Origin of the sequence: Corynebacterium silvaticum (assembly GCF_004382825.2) — a bacterium.
GTDB lineage: Bacteria > Actinomycetota > Actinomycetes > Mycobacteriales > Mycobacteriaceae > Corynebacterium > Corynebacterium silvaticum.
In genome coordinates this window covers 651,483-669,948 of sequence record NZ_SDQO02000002.1, presented here as the reverse complement: position 1 = coordinate 669,948, position 18,466 = coordinate 651,483, and the positions used below count along the sequence as shown (strand labels likewise).

General features: G+C 52.9%; 17 protein-coding genes and 2 pseudogenes. 5 read left to right on the top strand and 14 right to left on the bottom strand.

All coding sequences use genetic code 11. The features are described from left to right. Positions 1–90: 90 nt before the first annotated feature. Entirely contained in the window at positions 91–1,404 is a 1,314-nt protein-coding gene (locus tag ET810_RS07375) for an O-acetylhomoserine/O-acetylserine sulfhydrylase (RefSeq protein WP_166741033.1), read from the top strand. A gap of 85 nt (positions 1,405–1,489) precedes the next feature. Here the strand turns inward: ET810_RS07375 and ET810_RS07370 are convergent, their stop codons facing one another. From ET810_RS07370 to ET810_RS07350, 5 genes are all read right to left on the bottom strand, one after another. Beyond that, complete coding sequence (locus ET810_RS07370) at positions 1,490–2,398, bottom strand: HtaA domain-containing protein (protein ID WP_087453456.1); 909 nt, start codon at positions 2,396–2,398, stop codon at positions 1,490–1,492. 143 nt (positions 2,399–2,541) lie between these two features. Next, complete coding sequence (locus ET810_RS07365) at positions 2,542–3,384, bottom strand: heme ABC transporter ATP-binding protein (RefSeq protein ID WP_087453455.1); 843 nt, start codon at positions 3,382–3,384, stop codon at positions 2,542–2,544. Continuing rightward, positions 3,381–4,433, bottom strand: a complete 1,053-nt coding sequence (locus ET810_RS07360; protein WP_087453454.1) for a FecCD family ABC transporter permease — start codon at positions 4,431–4,433, stop codon at positions 3,381–3,383. Before ET810_RS07360 ends, ET810_RS07365 begins: the two co-directional genes overlap by 4 nt. Then, on the bottom strand, positions 4,417–5,472 hold the full coding sequence (locus tag ET810_RS07355) for a heme/hemin ABC transporter substrate-binding protein (RefSeq protein WP_087453453.1): 1,056 nt from the start codon (positions 5,470–5,472) through the stop codon (positions 4,417–4,419). Before ET810_RS07355 ends, ET810_RS07360 begins: the two co-directional genes overlap by 17 nt. Positions 5,473–5,598: 126 nt before the next feature. After that, a complete protein-coding gene (locus tag ET810_RS07350; protein WP_087453452.1) occupies positions 5,599–7,446 on the bottom strand; it encodes an HtaA domain-containing protein in 1,848 nt (615 codons plus the stop codon). A 191-nt stretch (positions 7,447–7,637) separates the two neighbouring features. Between ET810_RS07350 and ET810_RS07345 the strand changes: the two genes are divergently transcribed. From ET810_RS07345 to ET810_RS07335, 3 genes and pseudogenes are all read left to right on the top strand, one after another. Further along, positions 7,638–8,111, top strand: coding sequence for a hemin receptor (locus ET810_RS07345; protein ID WP_087453451.1), 474 nt, complete (start codon positions 7,638–7,640; stop codon positions 8,109–8,111). Between the two features lie 101 nt (positions 8,112–8,212). Then, positions 8,213–9,311 (top strand): annotated as a pseudogene (metX, locus tag ET810_RS07340) (homoserine O-acetyltransferase MetX). A gap of 252 nt (positions 9,312–9,563) precedes the next feature. Further along, positions 9,564–10,645 (top strand): annotated as a pseudogene (locus ET810_RS07335) (HNH endonuclease signature motif containing protein). A 3-nt stretch (positions 10,646–10,648) separates the two neighbouring features. Here the strand turns inward: ET810_RS07335 and ET810_RS07330 are convergent. Both ET810_RS07330 and ET810_RS07325 read right to left on the bottom strand, forming a co-directional pair. Next, a complete protein-coding gene (locus ET810_RS07330; protein WP_134316399.1) occupies positions 10,649–10,975 on the bottom strand; it encodes a DUF3017 domain-containing protein in 327 nt (108 codons plus the stop codon). Continuing rightward, positions 10,968–11,813 (bottom strand): bifunctional methylenetetrahydrofolate dehydrogenase/methenyltetrahydrofolate cyclohydrolase, encoded by an 846-nt coding sequence (locus tag ET810_RS07325; protein ID WP_087453447.1) that lies wholly within the window; start codon positions 11,811–11,813, stop codon positions 10,968–10,970. The genes ET810_RS07330 and ET810_RS07325 overlap by 8 nt, the downstream gene beginning before the upstream one ends. 68 nt (positions 11,814–11,881) lie before the next feature. Between ET810_RS07325 and ET810_RS07320 the strand changes: the two genes are divergently transcribed. Further along, on the top strand, positions 11,882–12,355 hold the full coding sequence (locus ET810_RS07320; protein WP_166741032.1) for a tRNA (cytidine(34)-2'-O)-methyltransferase: 474 nt from the start codon (positions 11,882–11,884) through the stop codon (positions 12,353–12,355). A 10-nt stretch (positions 12,356–12,365) separates the two neighbouring features. Here the strand turns inward: ET810_RS07320 and ET810_RS07315 are convergent, their stop codons facing one another. The 7 genes from ET810_RS07315 to ET810_RS07285 all read right to left on the bottom strand — a co-directional run bounded on the left by ET810_RS07315 (position 12,366) and on the right by ET810_RS07285 (position 18,254). After that, entirely contained in the window at positions 12,366–13,040 is a 675-nt protein-coding gene (locus ET810_RS07315) for a metal-dependent transcriptional regulator (protein ID WP_087453445.1), read from the bottom strand. Beyond that, positions 12,998–13,807, bottom strand: a complete 810-nt coding sequence (locus tag ET810_RS07310; protein ID WP_134316400.1) for a metal ABC transporter permease — start codon at positions 13,805–13,807, stop codon at positions 12,998–13,000. The genes ET810_RS07315 and ET810_RS07310 overlap by 43 nt, the downstream gene beginning before the upstream one ends. Continuing rightward, positions 13,801–14,643 (bottom strand): metal ABC transporter permease, encoded by an 843-nt coding sequence (locus ET810_RS07305; RefSeq protein ID WP_087453443.1) that lies wholly within the window; start codon positions 14,641–14,643, stop codon positions 13,801–13,803. Before ET810_RS07305 ends, ET810_RS07310 begins: the two co-directional genes overlap by 7 nt. Further along, positions 14,636–15,394 (bottom strand): metal ABC transporter ATP-binding protein, encoded by a 759-nt coding sequence (locus tag ET810_RS07300; protein WP_087454834.1) that lies wholly within the window; start codon positions 15,392–15,394, stop codon positions 14,636–14,638. Before ET810_RS07300 ends, ET810_RS07305 begins: the two co-directional genes overlap by 8 nt. An 84-nt stretch (positions 15,395–15,478) precedes the next feature. Continuing rightward, entirely contained in the window at positions 15,479–16,435 is a 957-nt protein-coding gene (locus ET810_RS07295) for a metal ABC transporter substrate-binding protein (protein ID WP_134316401.1), read from the bottom strand. A 59-nt stretch (positions 16,436–16,494) separates the two neighbouring features. Then, positions 16,495–17,742 carry a PH domain-containing protein gene (locus ET810_RS07290; protein ID WP_087454833.1) on the bottom strand — a complete coding sequence of 416 codons (1,248 nt, stop codon included), beginning with the start codon at positions 17,740–17,742 and terminating at the stop codon, positions 16,495–16,497. 53 nt (positions 17,743–17,795) lie between these two features. After that, positions 17,796–18,254: a PH domain-containing protein gene (locus ET810_RS07285; protein ID WP_171483310.1), complete on the bottom strand. Its 459-nt coding sequence runs from the start codon at positions 18,252–18,254 to the stop codon at positions 17,796–17,798. Positions 18,255–18,466: the final 212 nt, after the last annotated feature.

Sequence of the window (18,466 nt, the reverse complement as noted above, 5' to 3'; positions counted from 1 at the left end):
ATATTCTTTAAAAAATAGACCAAGCTGTTTATTTTTCATTCGATGCGGTCTAGCGTTCTTGCCAATGCACGTTATTCAGAAAGGCAAGAAATGACTAAGTACGACAACTCCCAATCCGATCAATGGAACTTTGATACCCGAGCCATCCACGCCGGCCAAACCGTCGACGCAGGCACCGGCGCAAGGAATCTCCCCATTTATTTCACATCCTCCTACGTTTTCAACGACGCAGAACACGCAGCGAATCGCTTCAACCTTTCCGACGCAGGTCCGGTATATTCCCGACTCACCAACCCAACAGTCAATGCGGTCGAAGAAAGACTCGCTTCTCTGGAAGGAGGTGTCCATTCCGTCCTATTTTCCTCCGGAATGGCTGCCGAAACCGCGGCGATTCTCAATATCGCCCGCGCTGGTTCCCACATCGTTTCCTCCCCGAGAATCTACGGCGGCACGGAAACCCTTTTCACAGCGACTCTTGCGCGCCTCAGAATAGAAACAACTTTCGTGGACAACCCCGACGACCCCACCTCGTGGGAGAGCGCTATCCAGGACAATACTGTCGCCCTATACGGCGAAACCTTTGCCAATCCCCAAGCCGACATCCTTGATATTCCCGCAATCGCAGACGTCGCGCATAGAAACAGCGTGCCATTGATCGTCGATAACACCCTTGCCACCGCAGCACTCGTTCGCCCGCTGGAGCTCGGCGCCGACGTCGTTGTCGCGTCCCTCACAAAGTTTTACACCGGCAACGGTTCAGGGCTCGGAGGAGTGCTTATCGACGGCGGACGCTTCGACTGGAGCGTCGAAAAGCACGGAAAGCCCCTCTTCCCCGATTTCGTAACCCCCGACCCCGCCTACCACGGCCTCAAGTACATAGACCTCGGGCCAGCAGCCTTCGGACTCAAGGCACGCGTCGGATTGCTTCGCGACACCGGCGCCGCCCCATCCCCCTTCAACGCCTGGGTAACCGCACAAGGCCTGGACACGCTCTCACTACGCGTTCAGCGTCATAACGAAAATGCCCAAGCCGTCGCAGAGTTCCTTACAAAGCACCCCAAAGTATCCAAAGTCAACTACGCCGGACTCCCCGACTCCCCGTGGTTTGTTACGAAAGAAAAGCTCAATCTTTCCCACACAGGCTCAGTCTTGTCCTTTGATGTCAACGGAGGACAAGAAGAAGCATGGCGCTTTATCGACGCCCTCAAGCTCCACTCGAACCTGGCCAACATCGGAGATGTTCGGTCACTGGTAGCACATCCAGCCACCACCACACACTCCCAATCCGATGAGGCTTCGCTCAAAGCCGCCGGCATTACGCCCGCCACAGTGCGACTTTCAGTCGGAATCGAGTCAATCGAAGACATAATCGCCGACCTACAAGCAGGGCTTAACGCTATCTAATAAGACAAAGCACGTGATGCGAGAAACAAAAGTCTCACATCACGTGCTTTATTTAGCCCGCCCCACCCAAAGTCTATTGAACAGTCTACACGTTCATGAACGGAAGATTCCGCAAAACGCCGGACTTCATCGCAACTTGGAACAAAACAGCCACCGTGGCCACCAGTCCAGCGACTCCCAAAACAATGCTCCAAATCTTAGGGAAATTGCCGAGTGAAAGGTCTTTCGGGGACTGGGGCTTTTCAGCCTCAGGAACTCGGCCATTTTTGAGACCGCAGTTGTTCTTAACGGTTAGCTCGATGTTTACGTCGTCGACTTCGGGCTTGTATTCATCGTTATATATACCCATAAAGAGTATATCGATTCCATCGATAATATTTTTCTTACCATCAGTAAGAGGCTTGGGAGTATACCTCATATTTTTACCTGCAAAACTTAAGTTTTCACTGTTAAGTTTCCACCCTTCAAGTTGACCTGAAGCAAAAGTGTCCGTACCAGTCTTTTTATTAGCATCAGTACGATCGGCCGCCTCATATTTAGTCATCTCCTTGCCTTCGACGTAATACCCTTCATAAGATGCCCCGGCCTTTACATCCTGTCCATTAACCGACACATAAGGGCTCTTCATTACCGACCGGAGAGAATCACCATGCCCAGTAAAAGTAAGAGAAGACATTTTTGTCTTGATCTCTGCCGAACTAACCTTTCCGCGGGAATCTAGAACCACCTTAGAAGTTTGAGGGTCTACCTCAAATGTAAAAGCAAAGCCCGCGCTACTCTTCCCACCGCTACCCTCGGAGACAGAACCTGCAGTTTCCCATTTACCCTTTGCAATAGGCCCCTGCACATAACTCCGCCACGATTGCTTGATCCCCCAATTCAGCGTTCCGCTTACAACTTCGATCGAGCATTTTTCAGATGCCACAGCCTGAGGGACGGCAATACCGGCAGCAATCATAGTGGCTGCCACAGGGACAGCAAGTCGCTTAAACACGCGAGGGATCCTATCTTTCGAGATTTTTAAAGGCAAGGCATACCTTATTAAAAGATGGCGTGCCTTACCTAACTTAAAAACTAAAGACTTACCCCGAATACCCCTGCTTCCCTACCCCGCACAACGACCGCAGTTGTGCTTTGCTAGGAAGTCACTGCCTCTGCCTCGCGCACCAGGGAAACGAAGTCTGACTCTTGTTTACCGCCCTGATCACGTGCAGGATGAACAAAAAGAGAACCGTCATCACGCTTTTCTACATGAATCGGCCATCCGTATACCGTGGACAGATTCTCGTCTGTGTAGACGGAATCGACGTTTCCTTCCTTCGCCACGCAGCCATTAGCCAAGCAAACTATTCGATCGCAGTATGCAGCGGCCGCGTTGAGGTCGTGAAGCACAACAATCACCGCGACGTTCGTCTCACGAGCAATCATGCGCATAAGTCCCAATACCTGTTCTTGATGGCGAATGTCGAGCGCAGCCGTTGGCTCATCAAGCATCACGACAGGCGTCTGCTGAGCCAGCACCCTAGACAAGGCCACACGCGCGCGTTCGCCTCCAGACAGAGTAATCACATCGCGTCCAGCTAGGTGAGCAGTGTCTGTGGCGGCGAGGGCAGCGTCGATGAGGTGGTCGTCGAAAAGCTGTTTTTCCGTGCCTTCCCAAGGACGTCGCCCCATCGCGACCACATCACGCACAAGAAATTCAAAAGAGACACTCACGTCTTGCATCATGACGGCACGGACCCGCGACAAATCTTTCGGGGAGCTGGTCGCTGGGTCGTGGCCCAGGATGTCGATGGTGCCTCTTGTTCGCTCAAGGTCGCCGCTGATTGCGGAAAGAATCGTCGATTTCCCCGCACCATTCGGACCTATCAGACCGGTGATTTCGCCCCGGCGGGCTTCAAAAGTGACCTTGTCCAGCAGAACTTTCTCGCCGACGGCGACGGTAAGATCGCTTACGACGACTGCAGGCTGTCTACTCAATGGACCGAACCTTTCTTGAGCATACGGCGGAGCAAAACAAAAAATGTTGGCCCGCCAACTATTGCGGTGAAGATGCCAATGGGCAGGTCGGCAAACGGAATCAACGTGCGAGCCGCGACATCGGCAAACGCAATGAGCACCGCGCCCGTGAGCGCAGAGGCCGGCAGAAGAATCTTGTTTTCTGGCCCAACGAGACTACGCAATAAATGCGGAACGATAAGGCCAACGAATCCAATCAGGCCGGCAAAGGAAACCGCACCGGCGGTAAGAATCGTCGATGCCGCAATAGCGATAATCCGTAATCGTGAAACGTGAATGCCCGTGTGGACGGCCGCTCGTTCGCCTAGCGCAAGAACATCCAGCTGGCGGCCTAAGCGAATTGCGATGAGCACACCGGCTATCGCTATCGGCAAGACCACCCAGACATGCTTCCACTGCGATCCATTAAGCGAGCCCATTTGCCAAAAGACAATCTGTTCTCGATTTGCTGTCGGCGCCAGATAAACCAGGAAAGAAATCAACGCGTTGCACACGGCATTGATCGCAATGCCCGTAAGAATAAGGTTGACCACCGCAACTTTTCCCTGATGGCGCGCCAACTGATAAATAATCACGGTTACCAAAACTGCGCTCATGAATGCAGCAACGGGAACCGTAAAAGTCCCTAGGAAACCGATATTAAACACGATGACAGCAGCAGCCCCCACGCCAGCACCTGAGGTCACGCCGATGATAGACGGCTCAGCAAGCGGGTTGGCAAACACTGCTTGCATCAGTGTGCCGGCCACGCCCAAACAGGCACCCACCAAAAAACCTAAAACAATACGTGGCAGACGAATCTCCCACACCACGCTAGTGGTGAGGCTTTCATCGCCACGATTGAACAGGATAAAAGGCAGGTCTTGCAGCGGGACATAGTATTGGCCTAGCGCAAGAGACGTTACAAACGCTAGAAACGCCAAACCGGCGAGGACAATAAAAAGTATTGTCCTGCGCCTAGCTCGGTGTTCAAAAACATCCTGGACCAAAGTACTACGTTTGCGGAGCATACAGAGCCTGTGCGGTTCGGAGAAGGGTCTGACCGGTTAGCGGTCCGAATGCCAAAGACTGACCGTCGGGAAGCGTAATCACTCGCTTGTTTTTACCCGCAGTCGTTTGGGCAACGCCAGGACGAGACAACAAACCATCGATGCCGCCCGTAGACTCCAAGCCCCCCGACATCATGATAATTGCTTCAGGATTAATCTTGGCCAGCGCTTCCGCATTGGCAGGTTCTGCATAAGAAAGCTTGTGCTCAGCAGCAAGATCAACAGCGCTTAACCCCTCAATGAGATCCTTGGCGCCGGTCCCATCGCCCATGATAAAAAAGACTCCACCGTTGCCACGCGCATAAAGGAATGCCATCTTCATGGGGTCCTTGGGCGCAATGTTCTTAATCGCTTCCCGCGCAGAGTTAATCTCTTGGATGCTGCGTTCCGCCAGCTTCGTGGCTTCGTCGTTAAGCCCAACGACGCCGCCGAGATTTTTAATGTCCTCAGATACCGAATCAATAGTGCGCGTTGGTTCCATGACTACAGTGGTGACGCCGGCAGCGCGCATCTGATCAATGGCGTCCCGCGGACCAATAGAATGGTCCACGATAACCAACGAAGGGCGAAGATTCAGCACGGCCTCCACGTTAATGGTGTGGCCGCCTTCTGTAACTACAGGAAGGTCCTTCAACGCATTCTCCGTCGAAGACACCGTACGACCCACGATGTTTTTTGTCAGGCCTAGCCCTTCAAGTGTTTTTGTATAGGTGCCGTAGATGTCTAAAGCTAAAATTCGCGAGACATCCGTGACCTCGACCTCATGCCCATCAGCGTCGGTCAACTGCACAGGCAGCTTTGGGGAAACCGAGTCTGCAACCGGTTGAACGTCGTCAAAGTTCTTTACCTCTGACACGCCTTTAAAGCTCCGAGGATCCTTCACATCCGTAGGAAGAGACTCGCGCAACTCCTTAGTAGAATCATACGACCCTTGGACGCCGCAGCTTATCAACGACAACGCACACACCACTGATGCAGCTACGCGCACAAACTTATTCATCAAAATCCTATTCTCGGCGCTATCGAGTGTGACGCCACAGCCTAGTGGAAACTATTCCACGAACTATGGCTGACTCGACAACGTTGATCACAAACAAACCAACACTAAGTAACGGAAAACCTGCATCTACGACGGATTATTAAGCACCAAACGCCCCATACTACCTCCGGCGATCACAAAACCCGCGACGATGAGCAACAGATACATGTTGGGATCGATGCCTTCCTTATCATCAGCGGCCGGACGGAATTTAAAGTTCTTTGCGCCATTCTTGTAACCAGACCCATTCGGATCCTGATCATCCGCAGCTGCTGCGCCACTATCGTCGTTGGCTTCTTTATCAGCTCCGGACGCCGCAGCGCTGGCTACTTTCTTGCCGTTCTTTGCTCCGCTCGCTTTAGCGGCACCAGAGGCACAATCCGCAGCACCGCCCAAAGCTGCATCAAAATCTAAAGAATCTAGCTCTGCTCCCGCTTCATAGAAACCAGCAAAAGCACCAGAACCTTCTTTAGTTAACGTCGCCGCAGCTCTACCCGAAACCTTAGAGTCTGACAGATCCAACGAACCAAAGTTCAGATTAGCTAGCGGTATATGTCCATAATCATTCTTGTTGCCTTGCAAATCAGACGAACGAACATCGGCATACAGCACGCCGCTGCGCCCGTTAAAGCCAATTTCAATATTGGAGATACTTAAGTCCAGCACCCCATTGTGTCCGCTAAAGTTCACTCCGCCCACAAATGCAATTTTCCCCGAGCGCTTTGGCACATCCACAGCTCCAGAATTACCCGAGAATACGAACTGTCCTCCGCTGTGAGTCGCCTGATCCAAAGTCCACTTTCCCTTTGCTATCGAACCAGTGATGTAAGACTGAAACGACTTCTTTACTCCCCAGCGAGCCGAAGCACTCTGGACTCCTGAGCCAGCAGCGCATGTTTGAGGGTTAGGGGTGGTGCTTCCAGCTGTGTTTTGGGAGGGTTGGGATGGGGTTTGATTGTCTGTTTTGGGAAGGAATTGACGATTCTTTCCAGAATCTTGACCGTTTGATGTGGCAGCATTACCCGCTCGGGCGCTTCTCGCGTTCGAATTAGTTTTTCCAGCGCTGGCCCCAGTTCCACGAGTTTCAAAGTCTTTCAACGAATCGAGAAAGTGCCCTGCATTGTCCATGAAAATTGTGGTGGCGTTCATGGTGTCGTTGGTCTCTGACAAAATAGCCATGGCTTCTTTATTGAAGCCCGTGAAGTTTCCTTTGATCGAAGACAACGCACGTTTTTTACCGCCCGTTGATCCGCCTGATCCGTTACCGCCCTCTATCGATGGAGAGCAGCGCCCATCAAGACGGATGTTTCCGTGGGTGTCATCCATTGAATCGCCGGCTTGATAAGCGAGGAAGAGTTTGGCGCCTTCGCTCGTCAATGTTGTTGTGCCACTTAAGTCAACGGAACCACTTGAAGGGTCTGCAAAGTTTGTGAGGTTAATCGTTGCGATGGTTACGTCGTCGCCGGTGATCTGAGGGCCTCGCTCATGAGTATTGCTCATATCCGATTCATAGGAGACATAATCGACTTTGATTTCTGCAGAAGAACCGTTTGTAACAACTTTCCAATCGCTAAGGGTCATATCTAATAGGTAAACGCCATTGCCATGATCGTGGCCTTTGAAATGAATGAGGCCGCCGAATGGGATGGTGGCGGTGGAACCGTCGACAAGCGCTTTGCTTGGCGTGAAGTTAAAGGCGCCGTCGTGTCCGGTGTCGCTGCCAGAAAAGCCGATTCCTTCCGTAGCCCACTGCCCTCCGGTTTGTCCTGCTGCCCCTTTAAGCATGTAGTACCTAAAGGTTTGCTTGATGCCCCAGTCAAACGAGCATTGTCCTTCGGCAGCTTGCGCATGCGGGGCAAAAATAACGGATAGTGGCGCAGCCGCAAGAGCCGCGACGCTCATCAGCCCTAAGACCAGTCGGCGGGGTTTCAGCATGAGTGGATAGCTCCTAGAAGAGGGAGGGAATCGTCAATTCTTTCCTAAAAACAGCGCCAAAGAAACCACAGCGTAGTTCTTTCGGAAGCCGAGTCGAGGTGACGAAGGGAAGTGTTACCTAACAGAAAACATGTATAGGCTACACTTACCTAATCTTCTAGTCCATCCCTTGGTATCGCGAAGGATTTTGCATGAATACCTCCACTACCTCAGCTTTTAAGAATCTCTATCCAGACGTCGATCCCACCCAAGGTTTACCCCTCAACTGGTCCGAACGGTTGTCTATTACTTTTTCTTGCGCAACGCTCGCTTTCGGAGCAGTGTTTGGCGACCTCATCATCGTCGGCGCAGGCCTTGCCTTCATCCTTTTTTCCACCACCGCACCAGCACAAAAAACAGCCCGCCGAATCAGAACAGAAGCAAAAAACCGCTTCCCTGCACAGCCCTGGGCAGAAAACACCAAAGGCTCCGGACGTCAACACATTATTTTCATCCTGCTGTTTTGGGTGGCGATAGCTGCCGTGTGCATCGGATTGTTTTTAGCTACGCCACAGATTAGCCGATTCCTTGCAGCCACCATCGCCGCGGCAGTAGCAGGAATCCTCACATGGTTTATGCCCGGGATGAGCCCGGTATGGCGCAGGGGTGCGGGAGGGCGTCGATAAGCTCGAAAGCGGCGATAGCGCGAGCGTAAAAGATAGACTAGACAGAGCTGTCCATGTAGCATGTACGCGATCCTCACTGCGAACAGCCAAGGAGCCCCGACATGCTCAAAACCACAGGAGAACTCACGCTTGTTCCCATAGGGGACTTTCACACGGAAGCCGGTGTCACGATCCCCGACGTCGTCATCGCGTATCAAGCATGGGGCACGTTTCGTGGCGACAATCTTGTGCTCGTCGAGCATGCTCTCACCGGCGATTCCAACGCGATAAGCTGGTGGAACGGACTTATTGGGGATGGTCTGGCGCTCGACACGCGCCGCTACTGCGTCCTCTGTACTAATGCTCTCGGCGGATGCATGGGTTCTACTGGCCCTAGCACTTTGCATCACGACGCCCGCCCCTGGGGATCCCGTTTCCCCGCCCTTTCCATCCGCGACCTCGTGCACTGCGAAAAACGATTCCTCGACGCACTCAACATCAATAAAATTCATGCAATCATCGGTGGGTCGATGGGTGGTGCGCGCACGATGGAATGGTCGATTCTTTACCCAGATATGCTGCGAGCTGCTTTAGTGATCGCAGTGTCTGCGAGAGCGAGCGCCTGGCAAATCGGCATTCAGTCCGCTCAAATCAGCGCAATCGAGCGTGACCCCAACTGGAACAATGGCGAGACTACTATGCCGCCGATTACCCGCTCGATGGCCTTGCCGCCGCGCGCAGAATAGCCCACCTCACCTATCGAGGGGAGCTTGAGATTGATGAAAGATTCGGCACTTCTGCCCAGCACGAGGAAAATCCTTTGGGGCCTTACAGAGACGCGTCGCAACGCTTTGCCGTAGAAAGTTACCTGCAGCATCAAGGGCGCAAACTGGCAGAGCGTTTCGATGCCGGCAGCTACGTAGCACTCACCGAAGCCCTTAATCGTCACGATATCGGACGAGGGCGAGGCGGCTTGAACAAAGCACTCGCATCCATCAACGTTCCAACGATAGTTGCTGGCGTAGACACCGACATCCTTTACCCCTACCACCAGCAGGAACACATCTCACGAAACGTCAAAATCTATTGGGCATGGCAAAAATTAGCTCGCCCATAGGCCATGATGCTTTCCTAACAGAAACCCGGCAGATGGACCGGATCATCAGGAATGTGTGGGAAAGAATCGACGATTCTTTAGAACAAAAACGCCTTAGCGATTGAAACACTCAGGCCACCCGCACAGGAGGCTGGGCACTACACAAGATCAAAAGAAAATACAATTGTTTGATACTCAACGGACAAAATGTGGATAACTAACGCCATATCGCTGTTTCTTCCATACTCAGAGTTTCTGCCTGTGAATAACTTTTATTCGAGCTCATTGAGGTCTTGGTTCAGGTCTAGGCTAATCCTGAAATATTGGCTGGCTTCGCCTTCAGGTGAGCGTCGGAAAGCTTTAAGCAGGGAGTTTTCATGATTGGGTTTAGGCACGCTGATACGAATAACTCGGTATCTGCGTTTCAGATGAGCATTAATCGCCAACTTATTACGTTTTGGCTGCATCAGGTTCCTGAGACTGAAGAGGACTTTCATACTCAGATAGATGCCCTGAGCGTTTCCATGAATATTTCCCGAAATGATGCGAAAAATGGACTACGCGTAGGCGTTATGCTGAGAAATTTTCCAAAATTACTGTCTTGTTTACAGGCTCACTGGCACCTTGACATGCCACGCCTTGTGGTCTTGGAGAAGCATCTCATGGCCATAAGTAAAGACTTATTGCCACAGTTAGACAACTATCTATGTGATTATTTCACCTCGCAAGTATCGGGTCAGGTCATACCTCAGAAAGCGACGCTGTCCAAGCATATTCGAAACTACATTGAGAGTATCGATCCTCCAGCAGCACAAAAACCGCAGGATCAACAACAACGAGCAGCGTCTTTCAAACGGGGACTCGACGGATACACGCGCCTTAGCATAACCATGACCGATACCGAAGCTTGCATATTGCAACAAGATCTCAAGATACAACCAGGCGAAGAGCTCATCGATTCCTTTATGGCTTTGATTAATAGCCAAATAACAACGAAAGTTATTCTCAATGTTTTTAAAGGCACTGATGGTCTCATGCGTATGGCCGGCGGAGGAATCGTCGATTCCTCCGCTATCGATGCTGACGCATATACTGCGGCGTACCAACCTACCGATGAAATCCGAACAGCTGTGCAGCTACTCGACGGCTCCTGCCGCTACCCCAACTGCACCGTCAGCGCGCAGCATTGCGATATCGATCATGTCATTAATCACGATGAAAATGGCCCGACGACGCCAGATAATCTGGCCTGCCTCTGCCGGTTTCACCATAATTTTAAAACCGAGCACCGCGTCCATTATTCAATCGACGAAAATCGGATAGCTACGTGGTATTTCCCCAACGGTGTCATTAAAAAATCGCAGCCGGGAGGGGTTAAGCGGCCGCCGCGTTTTGGCCAGTCTTGGAAAAACATGAGGAACAGCGCATAAGAGCGCGTCGGCAGGCAAATCACGGCTAGCTGCTACGAACCCAACGAATCGATCGAGTAAGAAAGAAAGACCATCGCGCCGCCAACTGCCGACGCATACATCACATCAAATGTCCTGGAACGTATAGAGAGAACCCCCAGTACTTTCGAATCGCAAGTCAACCTCAAAACCGCCAACCACAACAAAGCTGTCCCAAGGACAAAAGTGGCACGACGCCAGTGCTCAGTAAGTGAATAGACGCCTGAGGTGGCGACAGCGATCACGAAGAGGGCTAGCCCGATGTATTGGATTCCGGAAGGAATCTTCGATTCTTTCCGGCCAATGTCGTGTGGGTTATCAAGAGGAGAAATTTTAACCAAGTTCCGCGCGCTCCACCACGTTACGAATCAAAAATGCACGGGTAAGCGGACCCACGCCACCTGGATTCGGTGAAATTGCCCCTGCGATATTCCAAACATCTGGGTGTACATCGCCCAGAAGCTTTCCATCTTTGCGGGAAACTCCCACGTCCAAGATAGCCGTACCTGGTTTCACCATATCTGATGTCAGCATATGAGGTTGCCCTGCAGCCGCAACAATAATATCCGCTTGAAGTGTTTCCGCAGCAAGATCCTTCGTTCCGGTATGGCATAGCACTACCGTCGCGTTCTCGCTTCTACGCGTCAGCATCAAGCCAATCGGTCTACCTACGGTCACTCCCCGGCCGATTACTACAACTTTTTTACCTGCGATTTCGATACCGAAACGCTTTAATAGGTGTATCGCTCCATTCGGCGTACAGGGTAACGGGGCGTCTTCATTGAGCACGAGCTTGCCCAAATTAACTGGATGCAAACCATCAGCATCTTTATCAGGGTTAATACGCTCCAAAACCGCATTCTCATCCAAGTGCTTCGGCAGAGGGAGCTGGACAATATAGCCAGTGCATACGGGGGCATTGTTCAGTTCATCAATAACGCTAAGTAGTTCTTCTTGAGAAATATCAGCCGGGAGATCCCGACGAATGGAGCGTATACCGATCTGTTCGCAGTCACTGTGCTTCATTTTGACATAAGAGTGACTTGCGGGATCATCACCCACCAAAACTGTTGCCAGACCGGGAACAATTCCCTTTTCTTTCAAAGATTGAACGCGGACCTCTAAGTCAGCAAAGATCTCGTCTCGGTACAGTTTTCCGTCTAATTTAATAGCAGTCACAGTACGAATTATTGCACTTTCTGGAACGAATCGTCGATTCCTTCCAGAACAGCTCTAAGATTATTCCCATGTCTGCATTCGCTCATATCATTTTCGACCAGCCTGCAATACCTCCAAACACAGGGAATGCGATAAGAATGTGCGCGGGTACCGGTGCCCATTTACACCTTGCAGGCCCTCTAGGTTTCAATCTTGAAGAGAAAAATCTGCGCCGAGCTGGACTCGATTACCACGACCTTGCTGAGGTCAGTGTCCATGAGAGCTTGGAAAGCTGCTTCGATTCTCTCCCGCATACTCGCATCTTTGCTTTTACCACGCATGGGGAAACTCACCACTCGGATGTCATGTGGCAGCCCGGTGATGCGCTCCTTTTTGGCACCGAACCGACTGGTTTAGCAGAAGAAACTTTGGCGCATCCTCGCGTTACCCAGCTGGTTCGCATCCCGATGCTCCCGGGAAGGCGTTCCATGAACCTCTCAAACGCCGCTGCCGTGGCAGCCTATGAAGTATGGCGTCAACTAGGCTACCGAGGTGGAGTTTAAGAGCGATCGCTTAGCTTTTCGACGTCCCCGTCACGTTAATCGCCCACAGGCTGGCGTCGGCAAGCGGAACATCTTTTCCTGCTACCGAAATAAGGCTCATCCCTGGGTATGCGGGTTGTTTGATTGTTACGGATACGCCTGGCAGTACGCCATGCTCTGCAAGGTACCGCAACAAGTCCGGATCACGGTCATGGATTCGTTCCACGATCACAGTTTCGCCGATTTCAAACTCGCCGAGCTCTCGTGTTGGGACGGAATCGACGATTCCTTCCTGAGAAGGAATCGGATCGCCGTGCGGATCTCGTGTTGGGTGGCCTAGGTGGGCGTCGATACGCTCAAGCAATCTGTCGGAAAGCGCATGCTCTAAGATTTCTGCCTCTTCATGAACTTCGTCCCATGTATAGCCAAGCGTGTCAAACAGGAACATCTCAATAAGCCGGTGCCGGCGAACAACTTGGGTAGCTAGAGCATTCCCGGCGTCTGTAAGCAAAATGCCCCCATAGCGCTCATGGTCAAGGAAACCCCGTGCGACGAGCTTCTTTACTGCTTCAGACGCCGTCGACGTTTTCTCAGACATTCTAGCTGCGAGTTCGCCCAGTGGAACGGGCTTTCCGGTGGCTTCGTGTAGATCCCACACGTTTTTCAAGTAGTCCTGGGACTTTTGAGGGAGCTCAGAGACATGCATACTCCGTAGAATACACCGGCCACCACCGCGATCGTTCCACCGGCCGACAGGTTGAAGGCTACAGCGATCCCCAAACCAACAAGCCCTATACTTACGCCCACCATAGGGGCAAGCCATAACAATTTGGTGGGGCTGGAGACGAGGAAGTGCAAGCCTGCCGTAGGCGCAGCGATAAGCGCGATAGACAAAATCGTTCCAATGGCTGGGATAACGCATACGACCGTTGCCACAATCATGGCGAGGATCAGGGACTCAGCTAACTTCACGTTTCCGCCTGCCGCGCGGAATCCCATCTCATCGAAGCTGTAATAGACGAGGTGTTTCTGGAAAGAATTGACGATTCCTACAGAAACAACTAACACAACCCCCGCTACCACAACATCAAAAACCCTTACCGTGAGCACCGATCCCGCTAAAAATCCCTCGATTCTGATGGGCAACGGGGCGAACCATTTGTTGAGGAAGTAGCCAAGCGCAAAACTCACTGTGAGGATGATCCCGGCAGAGGCCTGCGATGACTGCCCGTGAATTCGGGTGAGCCATCTCATTGCTACGGCCATGAGAATGCACATAATGAGTGCTCCGAGGTAAAGGCCGTCACGCCCCAGGATCACGACGCCCAGAATAGCCCCGGGGAATGTGGCGTGGGTGACGGATTCGGTAAAGAATACGCGTTGCTTCAACACTGTGAATACGCCGACAAGCCCGCAGAGAGCGCCTACGCTGATGAGTTCTAGGATGGGGAGGGTGAGGACGTCGATTAGCATGGTGCTTCACTCTTTCCTGCTCGACGCCCAAGCCTGGCTAGGCCTAGCGCTAGGAAGTACATAGCAACCACAGAGAGCGCAACGGCCGCCTGCGGGGAGATCCGTGCAGAGACTCCGGTGATCCATAGTCCGATATAGCCACCGATGAGCCCGACCGCCATGGCGATGGGGACCATGTGTCGGATGCGGGTGCTCACGAGGCGAGCAGCGGCGCCGGGGATCACTAGATAGCCGATAACAAGAAGCGTTCCGATGGCTGTCGATGCAGAGACCACGACCGCTGCAATTGCGACATTGATGGCGGCGTCGTAAAGCACAACGTTCACGCCTGAAGCTTTCGCGCCTGGGCGGTCAAAAGCGACAAAAATCTGGTTTCGCCATGTAATCGCCATGATGAGGACCGCGACCGCGCAGACAACAAGCGCCTCACCTAAACGCTTGTCGGTCGATTCAAGCAATCGTCCAAACATCAACGCCTCAAGTTGCCCTGATAAGTCGCCCTTCTTCAGAGATAAGACAACGCCCGCGGAGAAAAACGAAGTAAGCACGATGGCGGTTCCGGCCTCCGAGCGGCGCGACGCGAAAGTGAGGACCACCGCCACCACTACCGCGACCACGGAGGCGTAAGGAATGATCGATTCTCTCCCACCAAACACCGCCCCAGCCACTATCCCAGGGAAAACCGCATGCACCACGGCCTCCGCATTAAACTCCAGTTTGCGAAGGTTAACGATCACCCCTACCAATCCCGACACAATGCCAAGGACGGTAAGAAGGATGATTGGGCGCAGGAGGTAGGGCGGGATGTTCAGAAGCTGCGATAACTCGTTAACCACGGGGCCCTCCATAGGCACGAGCGATGAGGTCGGGGATCATCACATCATCGATCGCGCCGAAAGCAATTTGCCGGCCGGCCAAAAGCAGCGCTTTATCGCAGGTTTCTTCGGCTAGCAGCAGGTCGTGGGTGGACACGACGACTGCCACGCCTTCGCGTTTAGCGGCATCAATGATGCGGAGTAGCTCTTTGCGATTTGGCTCGTCCAGCCCGTTGAAAGGTTCGTCGAGAAGCACTAATCGAGGCGTCGCCACAAGGGCGCGGGCGATCAGTACGCGCTGACGCTGCCCGCCCGAGAGCTCACCAAAGCGTTTCGACGCCCGATCCAACAGCCCAACCCTCGTCAGCGCAGCGTCCACCCTCGGATCCTTCGCTGGGTTTTTTCGCAAGAACGTGGGTTTCCATCCCGACTCGTTGTACAACCCCATCGCCACAACGTCCCGTGCTGTCACCGGAAAGGTCAGGTCCAAATCCGCGGATTGGGGGACGTATCCGATGGAATTGTTGGTGCCGCGATCGACGATTGTTTGGAAAGAATCGACGATTCCTACAATCCCCTTAAGCAACGTCGTCTTCCCCGCCCCATTCGGCCCGATCAATGCGAGTGCCTCACCGGGATATAGCTTGCCTGTCACTCCTTGCAACGCAACATTCCTGTTGGGGCCTTTTCCATAAGCAAAACTCGCGTTATCAAACTGAAGAACTGGGCTGTTCACATCTAGCTTCCGTGTTGTGGTGTTATCAGTATTCATGGGTTTCATTCATGGGTTTTCTCTCGAAAGACAGGTGAGGACCTTCATAGGAAGGCCTTCATGACGCGTTGGTGAAGAGTCGGATTATCCCAGCGAGGCTGGCTTTTCTGCGAGTTTGCCGCCCCATCCTTCTACCAAGGCCTCCACATTGTGGACGATTGATTGAATGTAGGTGACGTCAGGGCCTAGGGAGTCTCCGTAGAGTTCTCCACCGAGTTTCACCCCGGCGGCCTTTGCCACGGCTTCGATGGAACGCGAACTGTTGGAGTTTTCCGCGAAGAGCACCTTGGCACCGGATTCGCGCACCTGGGCGGCGGCTGAATTGATGTGATCCGCGGTGGCGTCTTGCTGAGAGTTGAAGTCGGAGAGCGCGGCCCCGATGAACTTCACGCTGTAGTCCCGTGAGAAGTAGCCGAAAGCATCATGCGAGGTAAAGAGGATGCGTTCCGTCTCTGGGACGGATGCCAGGGAATCAGAGATCCACTTGTCAAGGTCTACAAGCTTTTCGACGTACCCATCCACCCGTTTCTTGTACTCAGCCGCATGATCTGGGTCGGCCTTTTCCAATGCTTTTCCAATGTTTTCCACTTGGATTTTCGCGTTGCGTGGGCTTGTCCAAATATGCGGATCGTGGGTGAATTCAGGCTGGCTTTCGCCTTCTTCTGGAGGGAATGGCCACTTCGCTATAGAGACGCCTTCAGAAGTATCCACAGTAGTCCCGGAGAATCCCGAGGACGTGACAGCATTGTCAAGGAAGTGTTCGAGGTCGATGCCGTTTTTCAGGAGCAGATCGGCTTTAGGCAACGCGTCCATTTGTTCACGAGTCATCTCATGTTCGTGCGCTGAAGCGTTGGGGGCTAGCAGGCACGTGAGGTTAACGTCGGCGTCGATGTTTTTCATGTAATCGCAGATTTGGGTGGTGGTCGCCACAACTCCGAGTTTGCTATGGCCCTTATCTTTATTGTTGCCGGCACTTGAGCATCCGACGAGAGCAAGGGAAACAACCATTCCTGCGGCCAAACCGCGGGCAAGTTTAGACATGAAATGCTCCTGTTTGAAAAATATTCCAAAACAGAAGCTAACACCACATTTCACCTATATCAAGACGCGTCATTCAACGCGTTGAACTTTCTACCCCTTAAAGAGTTCACCAGTTCCTGTGCCTGCACCTCACCAAGATCACGCCCCTGCATTAACACCGGCCCCGCCACAAGGTCTAAACGCACGGTCTGTAATCGCAGCAATCTCTGAATAGGCCCTTGGACCACGCTAAGTTCCTGAATATGCGCCGTTTCCACCACAGCAGCGCGCCGACGAAGCCACCCAAACCGCGTCACCGCATAGCCGTCGAAAAGCTTTACTGTCTGATTACTCACATCCAACGGGGAAATCCACCGCGCCCGGCGCGGGCTTCTCAAAGTGGGATCGCTCTCTCGCCGTGGATCGAGGGAAATTCCGGTGATCTCACGTACCAAATCCATTGCTTGATCACATGTGCCTACCGGAAGCAACGTCGTCGTCCCCGCTTTTTTGTCCTTAACCCCATAGCCCACGACCGAGACCCGCACTCGCCACCAACCGACAAAGCGCCACAACGCGGGTTGCGAAATTTCCACCGCATGAATCCGCGACAAAGGAATGGATTGCTTCCGACGATCAGCCAGACCATAGGACACGTGAATGCTCGGCCCCTCCGCGTCACTTACAAAGCTGGACTGGAACTGCCACCCTTTATCGATCACTCCCCAGGCGGAAGGGACGATTCCCACCACAAAAGGCACCGCCGCGGTAGCTCCGCCAGGAACCAGAAACAGCAGCCCCACGCAACACAACCACGTGCCGTGCGTCAACGCAGTGCCCAGCAAGATTCTGAAAACTCGAATATGCTCCCCTGATTGTTCGACAGGCTCCCCCAGCAACTCACGTCGAACGGCTTCCCCTTCTTCACGCGTCAGATAGCCAATCGTCAGTACGGAATCCCTGCCGCCTGCAGTCTCTACGCGCACCTCCACCACGCGAAATAGTCGCGCAATCACCGACTCCACGATGTCCACAGCTTGAATGCGATCACGCCTGGCGGAACGCAGCTTCGCGTTAAGAACTCCGCGCGCAACGGTGACGTCTTGTTCCGTGATGTCAAAGCCTTCCGACCTCCACCAGAACCCCGACACCGCCCACACCACAAGCACACTCAGCAGCACCGCCCCCACGGCATAAAACACATAATCCTGATGCTCAACAACAAAACGAATCTCGTCCCGATCAATATTGACCACCAGCAAAGACACAAGCGCCACGATCCCACTCCAAAAGCGAAGCAAGGGAGTCAGCCGATGCACCCTGCGCATGCCAGCTACCCGCTCCCCCCTAGATAACACACGCTCGCCCTGAGCCTCCGAGGTCATAGCCCGCTCATCCTCTCCCGAGCCTTTTCCGATAACCTCCGCCTAAGCTCATGAGCCTGATCAACCTCCAGGCCAGGGATCGCCGAATCACTCGTGGAAGAGGCAGTATGCAGCTCAACGCGGGCAAGACCAAAGCGCGAAGCGATAGGCCCCTCGGTGACATCGACAAATTGGATCCTGCCGTAAGGCACCACGGTGAGTGTCCGCCACATCTTTCCCTTAGTAATCAGCAATTCATCATCACGCTCTTCCCAGCCAAGGTTTCGCACCTGCAAAGGAATAAGCCACGCCACCCACAACGCAGCCACGAGCGTAACGACACCCCCCGCCCACAACCAAGGACTCCACACATACGCAGAGATAGCAAAACCAACAAAAGCGACCACGAAGCAAGGCATCAACGCAATAAGGCGAGCCGCGACGAGTTTGGAGGAAACCGGGTTCACAACGACCATTTTGGCAAAGGTGGGAAAGAATCGTCGATTCTTTCCCACACATCTTCCCCATCTGCTCTTCGCCTCACCCCTGAATGAATTTATTCAAATATAAAGTCGATAAATTTAACAACACGATTACACAGACTGAAAAATATATGGCTTACAGGCATTTTCTACCGCCGAGCCTATCCAAGCGGCACCCTATTAGAACTTTTAATCTACAAAAATAA